At 57.0% G+C, this 15786-nt stretch carries 18 protein-coding genes; 16 read left to right on the top strand and 2 right to left on the bottom strand.

From position 1 onward, the window contains the following. The first annotated feature begins 51 nt into the window (after positions 1-51). The 11 genes from AC14IB_RS03445 to AC14IB_RS03395 all read left to right on the top strand — a co-directional run bounded on the left by AC14IB_RS03445 (position 52) and on the right by AC14IB_RS03395 (position 8444). Positions 52-1107 carry an aminoglycoside phosphotransferase family protein gene (locus AC14IB_RS03445; protein ID WP_484230571.1) on the top strand — a complete coding sequence of 352 codons (1056 nt, stop codon included), beginning with the start codon at positions 52-54 and terminating at the stop codon, positions 1105-1107. Next, entirely contained in the window at positions 1104-1823 is a 720-nt protein-coding gene (gene murU / locus AC14IB_RS03440) for an N-acetylmuramate alpha-1-phosphate uridylyltransferase MurU (protein ID WP_484230570.1), read from the top strand. Before AC14IB_RS03445 ends, murU begins: the two co-directional genes overlap by 4 nt. An 18-nt stretch (positions 1824-1841) precedes the next feature. Next, positions 1842-2555, top strand: coding sequence for a ribulose-phosphate 3-epimerase (gene rpe, locus AC14IB_RS03435; RefSeq protein ID WP_484230569.1), 714 nt, complete (start codon positions 1842-1844; stop codon positions 2553-2555). An 8-nt stretch (positions 2556-2563) separates the two neighbouring features. Continuing rightward, the gene (locus AC14IB_RS03430) at positions 2564-3262 is read left to right on the top strand and encodes a phosphoglycolate phosphatase (RefSeq protein WP_484230568.1); all 699 of its coding nucleotides are present in this window, start codon (positions 2564-2566) and stop codon (positions 3260-3262) included. Positions 3263-3393: 131 nt separating this feature from the next. Further along, a complete protein-coding gene (trpE, locus tag AC14IB_RS03425; protein WP_484230567.1) occupies positions 3394-4887 on the top strand; it encodes an anthranilate synthase component I in 1494 nt (497 codons plus the stop codon). A gap of 3 nt (positions 4888-4890) precedes the next feature. Further along, on the top strand, positions 4891-5475 hold the full coding sequence (locus tag AC14IB_RS03420; protein ID WP_068857990.1) for an aminodeoxychorismate/anthranilate synthase component II: 585 nt from the start codon (positions 4891-4893) through the stop codon (positions 5473-5475). A gap of 11 nt (positions 5476-5486) precedes the next feature. Next, positions 5487-6536 carry an anthranilate phosphoribosyltransferase gene (gene trpD / locus AC14IB_RS03415; RefSeq protein WP_484230566.1) on the top strand — a complete coding sequence of 350 codons (1050 nt, stop codon included), beginning with the start codon at positions 5487-5489 and terminating at the stop codon, positions 6534-6536. A 10-nt stretch (positions 6537-6546) separates the two neighbouring features. After that, on the top strand, positions 6547-7335 hold the full coding sequence (gene trpC, locus AC14IB_RS03410; RefSeq protein ID WP_484230565.1) for an indole-3-glycerol phosphate synthase TrpC: 789 nt from the start codon (positions 6547-6549) through the stop codon (positions 7333-7335). 42 nt (positions 7336-7377) lie between these two features. Next, positions 7378-7614: a type II toxin-antitoxin system Phd/YefM family antitoxin gene (locus AC14IB_RS03405; protein ID WP_484230564.1), complete on the top strand. Its 237-nt coding sequence runs from the start codon at positions 7378-7380 to the stop codon at positions 7612-7614. Then, positions 7611-8009, top strand: coding sequence for a type II toxin-antitoxin system VapC family toxin (locus AC14IB_RS03400; RefSeq protein WP_484230563.1), 399 nt, complete (start codon positions 7611-7613; stop codon positions 8007-8009). Before AC14IB_RS03405 ends, AC14IB_RS03400 begins: the two co-directional genes overlap by 4 nt. Before the next feature lie 15 nt (positions 8010-8024). Further along, positions 8025-8444 carry an OsmC family protein gene (locus tag AC14IB_RS03395; protein ID WP_484230562.1) on the top strand — a complete coding sequence of 140 codons (420 nt, stop codon included), beginning with the start codon at positions 8025-8027 and terminating at the stop codon, positions 8442-8444. On the opposite strand, the gene coq7 is transcribed toward AC14IB_RS03395, so the two are convergent. Both coq7 and AC14IB_RS03385 read right to left on the bottom strand, forming a co-directional pair. Further along, entirely contained in the window at positions 8441-9079 is a 639-nt protein-coding gene (gene coq7 / locus AC14IB_RS03390) for a 2-polyprenyl-3-methyl-6-methoxy-1,4-benzoquinone monooxygenase (RefSeq protein WP_484230561.1), read from the bottom strand. The two genes, AC14IB_RS03395 and coq7, sit on opposite strands and share 4 nt — an antisense overlap. Positions 9080-9102: 23 nt before the next feature. Further along, a complete protein-coding gene (locus AC14IB_RS03385) occupies positions 9103-9447 on the bottom strand; it encodes a histidine triad nucleotide-binding protein (protein ID WP_068857995.1) in 345 nt (114 codons plus the stop codon). Positions 9448-9793: 346 nt separating this feature from the next. Here AC14IB_RS03385 and glnA point away from each other — a divergent pair, with 346 nt between their 5' ends. The 5 genes from glnA (at position 9794) to AC14IB_RS03360 (ending at position 15656) form a co-directional block, all read left to right on the top strand. Then, a complete protein-coding gene (gene glnA, locus AC14IB_RS03380) occupies positions 9794-11203 on the top strand; it encodes a type I glutamate--ammonia ligase (RefSeq protein WP_484230560.1) in 1410 nt (469 codons plus the stop codon). 249 nt (positions 11204-11452) lie between these two features. After that, positions 11453-12319: a glucose-1-phosphate thymidylyltransferase RfbA gene (gene rfbA, locus AC14IB_RS03375; protein ID WP_484230559.1), complete on the top strand. Its 867-nt coding sequence runs from the start codon at positions 11453-11455 to the stop codon at positions 12317-12319. A 93-nt stretch (positions 12320-12412) separates the two neighbouring features. Continuing rightward, entirely contained in the window at positions 12413-13441 is a 1029-nt protein-coding gene (locus AC14IB_RS03370; protein ID WP_484230558.1) for a glycosyltransferase family 2 protein, read from the top strand. After that, positions 13438-14685 (top strand): glycosyltransferase family 4 protein, encoded by a 1248-nt coding sequence (locus tag AC14IB_RS03365; RefSeq protein ID WP_484230557.1) that lies wholly within the window; start codon positions 13438-13440, stop codon positions 14683-14685. The genes AC14IB_RS03370 and AC14IB_RS03365 overlap by 4 nt, the downstream gene beginning before the upstream one ends. Beyond that, the gene (locus tag AC14IB_RS03360) at positions 14682-15656 is read left to right on the top strand and encodes an NAD-dependent epimerase/dehydratase family protein (protein WP_484230556.1); all 975 of its coding nucleotides are present in this window, start codon (positions 14682-14684) and stop codon (positions 15654-15656) included. The genes AC14IB_RS03365 and AC14IB_RS03360 overlap by 4 nt, the downstream gene beginning before the upstream one ends. The last annotated feature ends 130 nt before the right edge of the window (positions 15657-15786 follow it).

Genomic DNA, 15786 nt, shown 5'->3' with positions numbered 1-15786 from the left:
ATTTGCCGGATAATAGAGTCATTGCCCCTTTTCAGCTAGGAAAATCCCAAGATGGCCTTAGATGCCCGCGCCCAACGCCTTCAAGAATGGACGCAGACCTGGCTTAGTCGCCAACCCCATGGGTCACCTGCCGTGGGTGATCTGCAGGTGGTATCCGGTGATGCCAGCTTTCGACGTTACTTTCGTCAGCCCCTGAGTCAGGGCTCATTGATTGCTGTAGATGCCCCGCCAGAAAAAGAGAATTGCGGCCCCTTTGTGGCATTAGCCAAGGCGCTGCACGGCCATGGCCTGTGCGTGCCCGAGGTGCTTGCATGGTCGTCCAGTGAAGGCTTTATGTTGCTCACGGACTTGGGCGACACCCTGCTGCGTAGTGAACTCGCCGACGACACCGTGAATACGCTTTACGGCGCAGCCATGACCGCGCTGGTGCAAATGCAATCTTGCCCGTCCACGCCAGAGTATTTTTTGTCCAGCTACGATCGTGAGCGTTTGCTCACGGAAATGCGGCTGCTAAGCGAGTGGTTTATTCCTCAATTTCTTGGGTTGCAATTGAGCGAAGAGCAAGCAGAGACACTGGAGCAGCAGTTTGCCCTCATTGCCGAACGTGTCTCGCAACAGCCCTCGGTGTTCGTGCATCGCGATTACCATTCGCGCAATCTCATGCTGACGCCGCAAGGTGAGCTCGGCATTATCGATTTCCAAGACGCAGTACGCGGGCCGATCACGTACGACTTGGCCTCTTTGCTTCGCGATGCCTATGTGCAGTGGCCGGCCACCGATGTGGCACGCTGGGTTCAACAGTTCCGCGAAGAGCTACTAGCCAATGATGCGCTGGATGCCTCGGTCTCTGCAGACACGTTCCAAGCCTGGTTTGACTGGATGGCCGCTCAGCGACATCTAAAAGTCGTAGGCATTTTTGCGCGCTTAAGCTTGCGCGATGGTAAGCATGGCTACTTAGCAGACACCCCATTGGTGTATCGCTACTTGCTAGACGAAATCGCTGATTACGACGAATTGCAGCCATTGCATCAGTTATTAATTGCGATGCTGCCAACGTATGTGGCGCGTTATCCGGAGGCAAATCAGCAACTCGGAGGCTATTTGTGAGGGCGATGATTTTGGCGGCTGGCTTGGGCACACGCATGCGACCGCTCACTGATAACACGCCCAAGCCCCTACTTGTGGTGGGCGGCAAGCCTCTCATTGTTTGGCATATTGAGGCATTACGCGCGGCGAGCATTACCGACATTGTCATCAACACCGCGTGGCTGGGTCATAAATTGGAAGCCGCATTAGGGGATGGTCGCCGCTATGGGGTGAAAATCCACTGGTCGCATGAGCCGGATGGCCAGCCCTTAGAAACTGCCGGCGGCATTGTGCAGGCGCTGCCCAAGCTGGGTCATGAGCCTTTTGTCTTGGTCAATGGCGATATTTGGTTGCGCAAACATCTCACGCCTCTGCGCGCTGCACTGACCCCGGGTCGCCAAGCACATTTGGTACTGGTTGATAATCCGGCACATCATCCGCAGGGTGACTTTCTGATGGCGTGCGGAGAGGCTCAGCCCGTCACCGGTGAGCGCTATGCGTTATCTTCGCGTGATACTGCGCTGGGAAGGCGCCTGACCTATGCCGGACTCGCGGTATATTGTCCCAGTTTGTTTCAGGGCTTGCCGCGGGGCATTAGGCCGCTGGCTCCTTTACTGCATGAAGCCATTGCGGATGGCTTGGTGAGTGGCGAGTACTTCCCGGGTCCGTGGGTAGATGTGGGTACCCCGGAACGTCTGCGTAGCCTGGATGCAGCCATTCGAGATGGATCAATTTAATTTTATTTTGAGGTCGTTATGGCATTAGTTGCCGCTGCAAACCCGGCGCTTCAGCAGCCCGATTTTTTGATCGCTCCCTCCATTTTGTCTGCCAATTTCGCGTGTTTAGGTGCAGAAGTGGATGCGGTGTTGGCCGCCGGTGCCGATGTGGTGCATTTTGATGTGATGGACAACCACTACGTGCCCAATTTGACCATAGGCCCCATGGTCTGCAAGGCGCTACGCAAGCATGGTGTGACAGCGCCGATTGATGCGCATTTAATGGTGCGTCCGGTGGACCGCCTGATCGGTGACTTTATTGAGGCCGGCGCGAGCATTATTACCTTCCATCCTGAGGCGTCGGATCACATCGATCGTTCGCTGCAAATGATTCGCGATGGCGGCGCGCAGTGTGGCCTCGTATTCAATCCCGGCACGCCACTGCACTATCTCGACTACGTCATGGATAAAGTCGATGTGATTTTGCTGATGAGCGTGAACCCCGGTTTTGGCGGCCAGAAATTCATTCCGGGTACGTTGCAGAAATTGCGCGATGTGCGTGAGCGTATCCGAGCCAGTGGCCGGGCCATCCGCCTCGAAATTGATGGTGGTGTGGGCGTACAAAATATTCGCGAAATAGCCGAGGCGGGTGCCGATATGTTTGTCGCCGGCTCTGCGATTTTTAATGCCCCGGATTATGCGGATGTGATTGCCAAGATGCGTGCCGAACTGGCGCTGGCGGTGCGCTCATGAGCGCTCTCATGAGCACGCTGAAGCCCCTGGCCGACTGGTTCGGTGAGCTGCCCCAAGTTATTTTAATGGACCTCGATGGCACGCTAGTCGACAGCGCTGCCGACATTGCGCTGTCTTTGAATCGGGCGCTAGCGGACCTCGGCTTGGGCTCGGTCTCCGAGGCGCAAGTCCGAGACTGGGTGGGGCGAGGTGCTGCACGTCTAATCGAAGTGGCACTTCAGCATGTGGTGCCACATCACGCGCAAGACCCACAAAAGCACGCGGTAGAGGCGCGACTGTTGGCGGCTTTTATGGCGCGCTATCAAGACTCCGTCTGTGAGGCCAGCACGGTGTATCCGGGCGTGGCAGAGTTTGTTGCGGCGGCGCGGTGCGCAGGTATTCGCCTCGCCTGCGTGACGAACAAGCCCTATCGTCCGGCGGTGGCATTGCTGGAGGCGTTGAATTTGCTGGATGCCTTCGAGATCGTTATAGGCGGCGATACCCTCGTGCATAAGAAGCCTCACCCGGAGCCGTTGCTACATTGCCTGCGTCATTTTCAGGTCACGGCTGCGCAGGCGCTCATGGTGGGCGACTCCCGCAACGACGTGGATGCCGCCAGAGCCGCAGGCATCAAGTCCCTGGCGCTGCCCTATGGCTACAATCACGGTGAGCCGATTGAAGCCTGTGCGCCGGATCGTTTGGTTGCGTCCTTGGCCGAGTTAATTTAACTTCCTCACATTAATTCTGAAGGCTACAGCCATGTGTGACGTGCTTCTCAAGCTTGGCAGCATCGGTTGGCGATGGTGACGCATCCGCCATTGCCTGTTGTGCTGTCCTGATTTTGTTTGAGTGAGTGCTCATGAACGCTGAAAAATTCGCCGCGCTGGCTGCGCAAGGCTACAACCGCATTCCGGTAGTCCGGGAAATCCTCGCGGATCTCGACACCCCGCTGTCTTGCTATTTAAAGGTCGCTGACCAGCCCTATACCTATTTGTTTGAATCCGTCCACGGCGGCGAGCAATGGGGGCGTTATTCCATGATTGGCCTGCCTGCGCGCATTTTGCTGCAGGTGCGCGGCTATGACGTGACGATTCAGGTGGATGGCGTGGTCACCGAGTCGCTGAGCGTGACCGACCCGCTGGCCTTTGTCGAAACCTTCCAGCAGCGCTATCGCGTGCCCGAGCTGAGCGATCTGCCGCGCTTCACCGGCGGCTTGGTCGGCTACTTCGGCTACGACACCGTGCGCTATGTCGAGAAACGACTGGCCGGCGTGGTCAAGCCTGATCCCATCGGCACGCCGGACATCTTCTTCATGGTCTCTGATGAGGTCATGGTGTTCGACAAGGTCAAAGGCTCGCTGTTTCTGGTGGTGCATGCCGACCCGTCGCAGCCGGATGCCCTGAGCCGTGCCGAGCAGCGCCTGAGCGAACTGGTGACGATGATTCGTGCCCCGCGCGGCCAGACCTCAGTCGATGCCTTTGTGCCCGGCCAGGTCACCCGCGAGCAGGACTTCGTGTCCAGTTTCGGCGAGCAGAATTTCAAGGCGGCGGTGAATCGCATCAAGGATTACGTGCTGGCCGGCGACATCATGCAGGTGGTGCCATCGCAGCGTCTGAGTGCGCCCTTTGTGCAGCCGCCGCTGACGCTGTACCGCGCCTTGCGGCATCTGAATCCGTCACCGTATTTGTATTTTCTGCACTGCGGCGATTTCCATATCGTCGGCTCCAGCCCGGAGATTCTCGCGCGCTCGGAAAATGGTCAGGTGTCGGTACGTCCGATTGCCGGCACGCGCAAACGCGGCAGCACGCCGGAGCGCGACCGTGAGCTGGAGGCCGAGCTGCTCGCCGATCCCAAGGAAATCGCCGAGCATCTGATGCTCATTGACCTCGGCCGCAATGATGTCGGCCGTGTTGCCGAGATCGGTCAGGTGCGCGTCACCGAGAAGATGGCCGTCGAGCGTTATTCACATGTCATGCATATCGTGTCCAACGTCGAAGCCACGCTGAAGCCGGGCGTGACCGCGCTCGATGTGCTGAAGGCGACGCTGCCAGCCGGTACGCTGTCTGGCGCGCCGAAAGTGCGTGCCATGGAAATCATCGACGAGCTGGAGCCGGTGAAGCGCGGCATCTACGGTGGCGCGGTCGGCTATCTGGCGTGGAACGGCAACATGGATACCGCGATTGCCATCCGCACCGCCATTCTCAAAGATGGCCAGATGCATGTGCAGGCTGGCGCGGGTGTTGTGGCCGATTCCATTCCCGAACTGGAGTGGATGGAAACCCAAAACAAGGCGCGGGCGCTGATGAAAGCGGCCGAGCTGGCCTCGACCAATCTGGTCAAGGCGGAGGACTGAACCATGCTGCTCATGATCGACAACTATGACTCCTTTACCTACAACCTCGTGCAGTATTTTGGCGAGCTGGGTGAAGAGGTGGTGGTGTATCGCAATGATGAAATCACGCTCGACCAAATCGCGGCGCTGAAGCCCGATCGTCTGGTGATTTCACCCGGTCCCTGCACGCCGACCGAGGCCGGTATTTCCATCCCGGCCATCGCACGGTTTGCTGGCGAGATTCCACTGCTCGGCGTTTGTTTGGGGCACCAAAGTATTGGTCAGCACTACGGTGGTGATGTGGTGCGCGCACGGCAGGTCATGCATGGCAAAACATCGCCGATCTTCCACAAGGACACGGGTGTTTTTGCCGGCCTCAACAACCCGCTCACCGCCACGCGCTATCACTCGCTGGTGGTGAAGAAAGAAACCTTGCCGGCTTGTTTAGAAATGACCGCGTGGACGCAAACCGAAGACGGTGCTGTCGATGAGATCATGGGTCTGCGCCACAAGACGCTGGCCGTGGAAGGCGTGCAGTTTCATCCGGAATCCATCCTCACCGAGCAGGGTCATGCTCTGCTGAAAAACTTTCTGACACAGACGCGCTGAGTTTCAAACGCATGGATATCAAGCAGGCGCTGGCCCGCGTAGTCGAGCGCATCGACCTCAATACCGCCGAAATGCAGGATGTGATGAAAGCCATCATGAGTGGGCAGTGCAGTGATGCACAGATTGCCGCACTGTTGGTGGCGCTTCGCATGAAGGGCGAGTCTATCGATGAGATCGAAGGCGCAGCCCGCGTGATGCGCGACTTAGCAACGCCGGTCCACATCAGCCAAACGCAGTATCTGGTCGATATTGTGGGAACCGGCGGCGATGGGGCCAATTTATTCAATGTTTCCACGGCGGCGGCAATGGTCGTTGCGGCGGCCGGTGGTCGCGTGGCGAAGCACGGCAATCGCGCCGTGTCGTCGAAGAGCGGCAGTGCCGACCTGCTGGAAGCTGCTGGGATTAATCTCGCGATTAGCGCGGAAGAGGTCGCACGTTGCATCGACACCGTGGGCGTCGGCTTCCTCTTTGCCGTGAATCATCACGGCGCCATGAAGCATGCCATTGGTGCGCGACGCGAGATCGGCTTACGCACCCTGTTTAACATGTTGGGTCCGCTGACCAATCCGGCCTTTGTGCAGCGTCAGGTGGTCGGTGTCTTCAATCCGGCACTCTGCCGCCCGATGGCCGAAGTGCTGGGTCGTCTCGGCAGCGTCCATGCCCTGGTCGTGCATGCGTCCGATGGCCTCGATGAGGTATCGCTCGCCACGCGTACGCATGTGGCGGAGTGGAAAAATGGCGCCGTGAAGGAATACAGCGTGGTGCCGGAAGATTTAGGTGTTGCCAGCCAGAGCCTTGTTGGGCTCATGGTGGGCGATTCGACAGAATCGCTGGCACTCATTCTCGATGCTCTCGGCAAGCAAGCTACCGAACAGGGCCGAAAGGCTGCGGACATCATCGCGCTCAATGCCGGTGCGGCAATTTATGTTGCCGGCCTCACAACGAGCTGGAAGCTGGCCGTAGCCCTCGCCGAGGATGTCATTAGCACGGGTCAGGCGCTGGAAAAACTCAATGACCTGCGCTTGTTTACGCGCGCCTTATTGCCTCAAAGCCCGACGTGAGCCCAGCCGTATGAGCACCATTCTCGACAAGATCATGGCGCGTAAGCGCGAAGAAATCGCAGCACGTCGCAAGCGTCATTCCCTGAAGGATCAAGAGGCCTTTGCCCGTGAGGCCGACCCAGTGCGTGGCTTCACTCGCGCCTTGCAGACGACCATCGCCTCCGGCCGCCCCGGCGTCATCGCTGAGATCAAGAAGGCATCGCCGTCCAAGGGTGTGATCCGTGCGGATTTCCAGCCCGCAGCCATCGCCGAGTCGTATCAGAAAGGTGGTGCTAGCTGCCTTTCAGTGCTCACCGATGTCGACTTCTTTCAAGGCAGTGATGACTACCTCAAGCAGGCGCGTGCTGCTTGCGATCTGCCGGTGATTCGCAAGGATTTTCTCTGTGACCCGTATCAGGTCATCGAGGCGCGGGCACTCGGCGCCGACTGCGTGCTGCTGATTGTCGCGGCCTTGTCGGATGCACAGTTGCAGGAGCTCAACGCCTGTGCCATCGAACAGGGGCTGGATGTGCTGATCGAGGTGCATGATCGTGCCGAGCTGTTGCGTTCGCTGCCGCTGAGCAGCCCGCTGGTCGGCATCAATAACCGCAACCTGCACACCTTCGAGGTCAGCCTGCAGGCCACGCTGGACCTGCTTGGCGATATCCCGCGTGACCGCACCGTAATCACCGAAAGCGGCATCTTCACCCGCGATGACGTGGCGCGCATGCGCGATAACGCTGTGCATGGTTTCCTTGTGGGCGAAGCGTTCATGCGCGCTCCAGAGCCGGGCGAGAAACTGGCGGAATTATTTTTCTGAGCCTATACTGACTATTTGAAGTAGTCATTTTGGAGGCGAGCCATGTCGGCCTATCTGTCTCAGATATCGAAAACGGAATTCAAGGCCCGCGCGCTGGAGCTGTGTCGTCAGGTTGAAGACAGCGCCCAGTCACTGATCATCACCGATCATGGTCGCCCCACGCTGGAGCTTCGCCCCTGCCAGCCCGCGCAAGATCCCCTGCTGATGCTGCGCGAAACGGTATTGCGCTATGACAATCCGCTGGAGCCGGTGGATGTGGACTGGTACGCCAACCTGTGATCTTGCTCGATACGCATGCGCTGATCTGGTGGGTGAGTGGCGATGCTCGCCTGCCTGAGTCAGCCGAAACGCTGATTTGTCAAAATCTGGCCGAGAACGCTGTACTCATTTCCGCGATCTCGGCGTGGGAAATAGCGCAGCTGGTGGCTCGAGATCGCCTGGTGTTATCGCGCCCCGTCAGCGATTGGCTGGATTTGGTGCAGGCTATCAACGGGGTTCGTTTTGTGCCCATTGATCATCGCGTAGCGGTGGAGTCGGTGAACTTGCCCGGTGACTTTCACAAAGATCCGGCAGATCGTTTCCTGGTGGCGACGGCGCGTTTGTTGGGTGCCACGCTACTCAGTTGTGACGATAAAATTCGCGCCTATGCGCATGTAAATACTTTCTGGTCTTGAGACGAGGTTCTTACTGTGGAAGCACGAATTACGTGGAATGGCGAAGTGAGCTTCAAGGCAAAGTCCGGCTCTGGTCACGAAGTTATTATGGACGGCCCGCCCGATCTCGGTGGTCGCAACCTCGGTGCCCGTCCCATGGAAATGATGCTGATGGGCATGGGCGGCTGCACCAGTTTTGATGTCATGACCATTTTGAAAAAATCACGCCAGCAAGTCACCCACTGCGAAGCGGTTCTGCAGGCTGAGCGTGCGGATGCCGTGCCAGCCGTGTTCACGAAAATTCATGTGCACTTTGTGGTGACCGGAACGGATCTGAAGGAAGCGCAGGTGAAGCGTGCCGTGGAGCTGTCGGCCGAGAAATACTGCTCGGCCTCCATCATGTTGCAGGCTGCCGGCGTGGTGATCACGCACAGCTACGAGATGATTGCTGCCTAAAGGTAGTACGTTGTTCCCGTCATCACCGTCGACATTGCCTGCATGGCTTTTTGAATGGGCTCGGGCAACGTGGCTGCCCCAGCTTTCAGGGCCATGTCGCGATGCTCTGCTTCATCGCTATGCATCTGCGCTAGAACGGCGCGCGTGCGCAGGTCGTTTAACGGCAAGCGCGTGAGATGCCCCTGCAAATGCTCGCAGACCTGACGCTCGGTCTCTGCCACAAATCCCAGACTCCACTTGTCACCGGCCATGCCGGCCAAGGCGCCAATACTGAACGACGCGGCATAAAAAACGGGGTTTAGCACGCTGGGCGATGCCCCGAGCTCGTTGAGACGTTGCTGGCACCAGGCGAGGTGGTCGACTTCTTCCTGCGCCGCGTGCTCCATGTCTTGGCGCACCGTGGGTAGGCGGGCCGTGAGGGCTTGGCCGTGATAGAGCGCTTGCGCGCAGACTTCGCCGGTATGGTTGATGCGCATGAAACCGCTGATTTGGCGCTGTTCCTCTGCGCTTAATCCCGCTTCGGGTAAATGCTCCGCCGGTGAGGCTCGGCTGGCGGACACGGCGTCGTGTGCGAGCGTGCGCAGCACCTTGTCGGCTTCGCCAATCAGTCGATCAAAAAACGTGTAACGGCGCATGAGTTTAGATCTCTTGTTTGGGTTTAGCCCGGAGGCCAGCTGAGTCGGCGACCGGCTAATAGATGCAAATGAATGTGATACACACTTTGTCCGCCATCCTGATTGCAATTCATCACCACTCGGTAGCCCTCTTCAGCGAAGCCATACTCTTTTGCCAGCGCAGTGGCTGTGGTCATGAGCTCGCCAAGCAGCGCAGCCTCGCTGGCCGGTACATCATTGAGCGTCGTGAAATGCTGTTTCGGGATGATCAGCAAGTGCGTGGGTGCGGCCGGGAATAAATCGTGAAAGGCCACCACGCGCTCGTTCTCAAACACGATGCGGGCATTCACTTCATGATTAGCGATTTTGCAAAAAATACAATCGGTCATACCGTTAGGCTCGTTAAACGCAGAGGGAAGTTTTCGCTGCCTAGACTAAGGGGTCTGCAGTGTAGACTCAATCAATGCTATGCTTCTGCGCCGGTTAAGCTGTGTGCAAAGCGAGCAATTTGCACCAAATTGGGGCATATACAGATTAATTGCACTTTTTTGGTGACTATTGAGCTGCTTATGCACCGAGTTGGCGCAACTGTGGGTGCTGGTTTCGTGGCACGCAATTTGCTAAAACCGTCCAGTGATGCTGGCACGCCCTCCCGTTCTAACCAACGGGCCGCGGCCTGAGTGTCCCGACGAATTCAAATCAAAGTCTGTGCAATGCTCTGTGGAGGAGCTAAACATGTCGAACAAAGTGCTGAAACTGATCAAGGAAAACGAAGCCAAGTGGGTCGATTTCCGTTTTACCGATACCAAGGGTAAGGAACAGCACGTTTCCTACCCATCCCACACCATTGACGAAGAAACCTTCGTTAACGGCAAAATGTTTGACGGTTCGTCGATCACGGGCTGGAAGGGCATTGAAGCGTCCGACATGATTTTGCTACCAGATCCAGAAACCGCTTTCATGGACCCCTTCTTTGAAGAGTCCACGGTTGTTGTGACCTGTGACGTTATCGAGCCGTCCACCATGGAAGGTTACGAGCGTGACCCACGCTCCATCGCCAAGCGCGCTGAAGCCTACCTGAAGTCCACCGGTATCGGTGACACCGCTTTCTTCGGCCCAGAGCCTGAGTTCTTCGTATTTGACGAAGTAAAGTGGGACATCAGCATGGCGGGTTCGTCGCATAAGATGATCGCTGAAGAAGCCGCTTGGTCGACCAACAATGACTACGAAGGTGGCAACACCGGTCACCGTCCACGCGTGAAGGGTGGTTATTTCCCCGTACCGCCAATTGACTCCGCTCAGGATCTGCGCGCTGCCATGTGCACCGCCATTGAAGCCATGATGGGCGTTGGCAAAGTTGAAGTTCAGCACCACGAAGTGGCTTCCTGCCAGTCCGAAATCGGTGTGACATTCAACACGCTGGTACGTAAGGCTGACGAAGTTCAGGTGCTGAAGTACGCTGTTCACAACGTCGCTCACGCGTTCGGCAAGACCGCGACATTCATGCCTAAGCCCATCGTTGGTGATAACGGTTCCGGTATGCACGTTCACATGTCCATCTCCAAGGATGGCAAGAACCTGTTTGCTGGCGACGAATACGCCGGCCTGTCGGAAATGGCGCTGTTCTTCATTGGCGGTGTGATCAAGCACGCTCGCGCGCTGAACGCCATCACCAACCCAGCGACCAACTCCTACAAGCGTCTGGTTCCACACTACGAAGCGCCAATCATGCTGGCCTATTCGGCTCGCAACCGTTCGGCATCGATTCGTATTCCATACGTCGCCAGCCCGAAGGGTCGTCGTATCGAAGCCCGTTTCCCGGATCCAGCAGCTAACCCATACCTGTGCTTCGCTGCTTTGTTGATGGCTGGCCTCGACGGCATCCAGAACAAGATCCACCCAGGCGCCGCAGCCGACAAGAACTTGTACGACCTGCCGCCAGAAGAAGAAGCCAAGATCCCAACCGTGGCTCACAACCTGGAAATGGCTCTGGACGCCCTCAAGGCCGACCACGAGTTCCTGACCAAGGGTGGCGTGTTCACCAAGGAAATGCTGGACGCCTACATCGAACTGAAGACCGAAGAAGCGCGTCGCGTAAGCACCTTCGTATCGCCGATCGAATTCGATCTGTACTACTCGGTGTAAGGCTCGGCGAGAGCCCGCTTTGGCGGGTGATCGAGCGGTTTAAAAAGCCCGCGAAGAGATTCGCGGGCTTTTTTATGGTTTTAGCGCGCGGTTTTGCGCGGTCATATCTAGCCCAGCCTAGCCTGTGGCTAAGTAGATAGGTCATTAATTTCGCTAGGCTAAAAGCTAAGGCGCCGTGAAATTTGGACATGCCAGCTTTATTTGGCTCTGCTACAATCCGCGCCACAAGAAAGAAGCTTGGAAGCTCACATGAAAGGAATCATTCTTGCCGGCGGTTCCGGCACTCGGCTGCACCCCATCACGCTGGGCGTGAGCAAGCAGCTTCTGCCTATCTACGACAAGCCGATGATCTACTACCCCATTTCAGTGCTCATGCTGGCGGGTATTCGTGAAATTCTGATCATTTCCACGCCAGATGACCTGCCGCAGTATCGCAAATTGCTGGGCACAGGCGAGCAGTTCGGTGTGCAGTTCAGTTACGCCGAACAACCGCATCCGGATGGCTTGGCGCAGGCGTTTCTGATTGGTGAAGACTTCATTGGTGAGAGCCCGGTTTGCCTAGTATTGGGCGACAATATTTTTCATGGTCAGCACTTCAGCGAGCAGTTGCAGCGTGCGGTAGCGCAGCCAAGCGGTGCCACGGTGTTTGGGTATTGGGTGAGTGACCCTGAACGCTTTGGTGTGGTGGAGTTTGATGAGCGTGGTAAAGCCATTTCCATTGAAGAGAAGCCGCTGCAGCCAAAATCCAGCTATGCCGTGACCGGCCTGTATTTCTACGACAACGATGTCATCGACATTGCCAAGGCGGTGAAGCCATCGCATCGCGGTGAGCTGGAAATCACTTCAGTGAACAATGCCTACCTTGAGCGTGGCGACTTGCGTGTGGAGCGGCTGGGCCGTGGTTTTGCCTGGCTCGACACCGGCACGCACGACAGTCTCCTTGAGGCCGGCATGTATGTGCAGACCATCGAGCATCGCCAAGGCTTGAAGGTGGCTTGCCTCGAAGAGATTGGCTATGCGAATGGGTGGCTGAGCAAGGCGCAGGTGTTGGTTCAGGCCAATGCATTGGGCAAGACAGCTTATGGTCAGTATTTGAAGGGGCTGGTCGGCAAGTAAGTGATGCAAGTAATTCGAGTCGTAATACCCGATGTACTTTTTAGAGCCGAAAGTCTTTGGTAATAGCAGTGGCTTTTTCATGGAAAAGATTACATGCATCCAAATGAGACAAATAATGTGACTTCCATAGTCCCCAAAGTTACCGTACTGATCCCGACCAAGAATGGTGGAGCTATCTTCGAAAAAGTATTGGAGCGTGTGGTTTCACAGTGCACGCCATGGCCTTTTGAAGTGCTGGTTATTGACTCGGGATCGAGCGATAGTACCCCTGAGGTCTGTAGCCGCTTTCCTGGTGTGCGCTTGCATGCCATTCCGCCGAAGGAATTCGGGCACGGCAGAACCCGTAATCTCGGTGTCAGCATGGCGCGGGGAGAGTTTGTTGCGCTGATCACCCAGGATGCGTTGCCAGTAAACGAGCAGTGGCTTGAGGCAATGGTAGCGGCGATCGAGCAGGATCCGGCTATCGCGGGCGTTTTTGGCCGACATATCGCCTATCCCGATGCCAATCCGTTCACTGCCCATGAACTTGAGCTGCATTTCGCCCGCTTTGACGCGTGGCAAGTGGTGCAGATGGACAGCCCCGAACGCTACGCCCGTGACCAAGGCTACCGCCAGATATTGCACTTCTTCTCCGATAATAATGCGCTGATCCGGCGCAGCGTGTGGGAGATGCTGCCATACCCGGACGTGGATTTCGCCGAAGACCAATTTTGGGCAAAGAAGATCATCGAGGCCGGCTACAAGAAGGTCTATGCCCGAGATGCCGTGGTGGTGCATAGCCATAACTATACTCTGTTTGAGCGGCTGCAGCGTAGCTTCGATGAGGCCTATGCTTTCCGCCGCCTGTTCGGTTATGTGATGTGCGCTGGGCCTTGGTCTCTGATGCGCTCGTGGCTAGCGCTGACCCATCGCGACATGACATACGCACGCCGCCACGGACTATTCGGTATGCAGACCATGGCTGTATTTCGGGCACCGTTCGACAATTTCATGCGCTTGGCGGGGCACTATCTGGGTTCCTATGGTGACCGCTTGTCTGAGGGGCTGCGTCAACGCCTGTCACGCGATAAAAGACTGATGTTGGGGCTGCATGCAGCCGATGGGAGAGGCGAAGCCCAATGACATTCAATTCGAAGTTTCACATGCTGCTACGCCGTTCCCGCGCTGCGCTGCATTACGGTCGCCAGAATGGCGTTGGTGCACTTATGGCGCTGATTATGCAGAAGTTGCGCAGCAGCCGTGGTGGGCTGCTAGCAAAAACACGAGTTATCGACCACTACGATTTCGTACATAATCGTCCGGTTGGCTCCCCAATTGTGCCTGACAGCGTGCCGCGCACGACCATTAACTGGGTGGTGCCGCCATGTGGTTACGGCTCTGGCGGCCACCTCAATATCTTCCGATTCGTCAAATTCCTTGAGAAGGAAGGCTTTGACTGTCGCATCGTGGTGGTTGGTGATCCGCAGCCGCTGTCAGCGGATCAGGCACGCAAGCAGATCAATGACTGGTTCTTCCCGCTGAGGGGCAAGGTCTACCTGGGCATTGAGTCGGTGCCGCCTGCCCACATCACCATCGCCACCAGCTGGCACACGGCCTATTACGTGCGCCGCTTTCAGCCCACGGTCCACCGCTGCTATTTCGTCCAAGATTATGAGCCGTATTTCTACGCTGCTGGGGCCGAATATGAGTGGGCAGAGGAAACCTATCGCTTCGGTTTCTTCGGTATCACTGCTGGCACATGGCTGAAGGACAAGCTGGCGGCCGAGTTCGGCATGCGGACCGAGGCTTTCGGCTTTTCTTTCGACCGCCACCTATATGCTCCACGCAAGCGCAAAGAGCCGAAAATCCGCCGCATCTTCTTCTATGCCAGGCCGCCGACTCAGCGCCGCGCCTTTGAAATGGGGCTGCTTGCTCTGGATGAAGTTGCGCGCCGTTTGCCGGATGTGAAAGTGGTTTTTGCCGGCTGGGATATCTCCAATTACCACATTCCGTTCGCCCACCAGAATGCCGGCACTCTCAGCCTAGACGCGCTGCCTGATCTGTATAGCCAGTGCGACGTGGCGCTGGTGCTATCATTCACTAACCTATCTCTGTTGCCATTAGAATTGATGGCCTGTGGTACGCCGGTGGTGAGCAACAGAGCCCCCTGCACTGAATGGCTACTGCACGACGGCAATGCCCGACTTGCTGTGCCGACGGTGGAGACCCTGGCTGACGCGCTGTTCGCCGTGCTGGAGAACCCGGCCGAGGCGGAGCGCTTGCGACAGGCGGGCTTCGCCACAGCCGCCGCGACCGATTGGCAGGTGGAAGCCCGCAAGGTTGGTGATATTCTGCGTAGCCTAGACACACTGGAGAGCGTGATATGACCAGCGCCACTGTCGACCTGTCGCGCTTACGCTGCGCAGTGCTAGGCGCTGGCGGCTTCATCGGTACCAATCTGTGCCGATCCTTGGTAGGGCGGGTCGACTCCCTGCGGGCCTTTGGTCGCCGTCAATCGTTCCCTGAGGCGTTGCGCGGCTGTGACTGGATCCCGGGGGACTTTGCCGATCCCACTTCTCTGCCTGCAGCTATCGCCGGCTGCGATGTGGTTTTCCATTTGGTGAACGCTACCACGCCGGCTAGTGCTAACGTCGACAAGGTCGCTGATCTCAACGCAAATGTCGCAAGCACCCTGCGGTTGCTCGATGCCTGTCGTGAGACTGGCGTGCGTCGGGTGGTGTTTGTGTCCTCCGGCGGTACCATTTATGGCATTCCAGGCGAGGTGCCGACGCCGGAGACAGCGCCAACCAACCCGATCACTGCCTACGGTATCAGCAAGCTAGCGATCGAGAAGTACCTTGGCCTTTACGAATATCTTTACGGGTTGGAATATCGTGTGCTGCGAGTTGCCAACCCCTTCGGCACTTACCAGTCGGCGCAGAAGAGTCAGGGTGTCATAGCCGCCTTTATGCGTCGGGCCCTGGCCAGTAAGCCAATCGAGATATGGGGAGATGGCAGCGTTACTCGAGATTACATCTATATCGATGATGTGATTGAGGCGCTGATGCTAGCTGCCACTCATCAGGGTGCGGGGCGTATCTTTAACATAGGCAGTGGAGAGGGTCGTAGCCTTAGTGACATCGTCGCTGCGATTAATGGGCTACTTGGAGCCGACACTCCGGTAGAATATCGGCCGAGCCGTCAAGTTGACGTGCCAGTCAGTATTCTCTGCGGTGCGTTTGCCGACAGTGAGCTGGGCTGGCGACCGCGCACCCTATTCGAAGAGGGGCTTCAATCCACTATTGCATGGATGAAATCTATAGAAACACTTTCTGATTGTAGTGATATTGTCGCTTGATGTTGTTGCGGTGATCCCGACGCGCAAGAATAGCCAATCTTGGAAAGGGGAAAGCTTCTCGCAGAGATGCAATTGCACAAATGAGCCGTTCGCCTGACACAGCGGGCTTTGTTATAATTTATATTTGTGG

This window comes from Perlucidibaca sp. (assembly GCF_057084925.1).
This window is presented reverse-complemented; position numbering and strand designations above follow the sequence as displayed.

Coding starts and splice junctions, on each gene's coding strand:
- coq7 (WP_484230561.1), bottom strand. CDS start 9,079: ATGCGCCGTTACACGTTTTTTGATCGACTGATTGGCGAAGCCGACAAG.
- AC14IB_RS03365 (WP_484230557.1), top strand. CDS start 13,438: ATGACATTCAATTCGAAGTTTCACATGCTGCTACGCCGTTCCCGCGCT.
- AC14IB_RS03445 (WP_484230571.1), top strand. CDS start 52: ATGGCCTTAGATGCCCGCGCCCAACGCCTTCAAGAATGGACGCAGACC.
- trpE (WP_484230567.1), top strand. CDS start 3,394: ATGAACGCTGAAAAATTCGCCGCGCTGGCTGCGCAAGGCTACAACCGC.
- AC14IB_RS03420 (WP_068857990.1), top strand. CDS start 4,891: ATGCTGCTCATGATCGACAACTATGACTCCTTTACCTACAACCTCGTG.
- AC14IB_RS03360 (WP_484230556.1), top strand. CDS start 14,682: ATGACCAGCGCCACTGTCGACCTGTCGCGCTTACGCTGCGCAGTGCTA.
- rfbA (WP_484230559.1), top strand. CDS start 11,453: ATGAAAGGAATCATTCTTGCCGGCGGTTCCGGCACTCGGCTGCACCCC.
- AC14IB_RS03385 (WP_068857995.1), bottom strand. CDS start 9,447: ATGACCGATTGTATTTTTTGCAAAATCGCTAATCATGAAGTGAATGCC.
- trpD (WP_484230566.1), top strand. CDS start 5,487: ATGGATATCAAGCAGGCGCTGGCCCGCGTAGTCGAGCGCATCGACCTC.
- trpC (WP_484230565.1), top strand. CDS start 6,547: ATGAGCACCATTCTCGACAAGATCATGGCGCGTAAGCGCGAAGAAATC.
- AC14IB_RS03405 (WP_484230564.1), top strand. CDS start 7,378: ATGTCGGCCTATCTGTCTCAGATATCGAAAACGGAATTCAAGGCCCGC.
- rpe (WP_484230569.1), top strand. CDS start 1,842: ATGGCATTAGTTGCCGCTGCAAACCCGGCGCTTCAGCAGCCCGATTTT.
- glnA (WP_484230560.1), top strand. CDS start 9,794: ATGTCGAACAAAGTGCTGAAACTGATCAAGGAAAACGAAGCCAAGTGG.
- AC14IB_RS03370 (WP_484230558.1), top strand. CDS start 12,413: ATGCATCCAAATGAGACAAATAATGTGACTTCCATAGTCCCCAAAGTT.
- AC14IB_RS03430 (WP_484230568.1), top strand. CDS start 2,564: ATGAGCACGCTGAAGCCCCTGGCCGACTGGTTCGGTGAGCTGCCCCAA.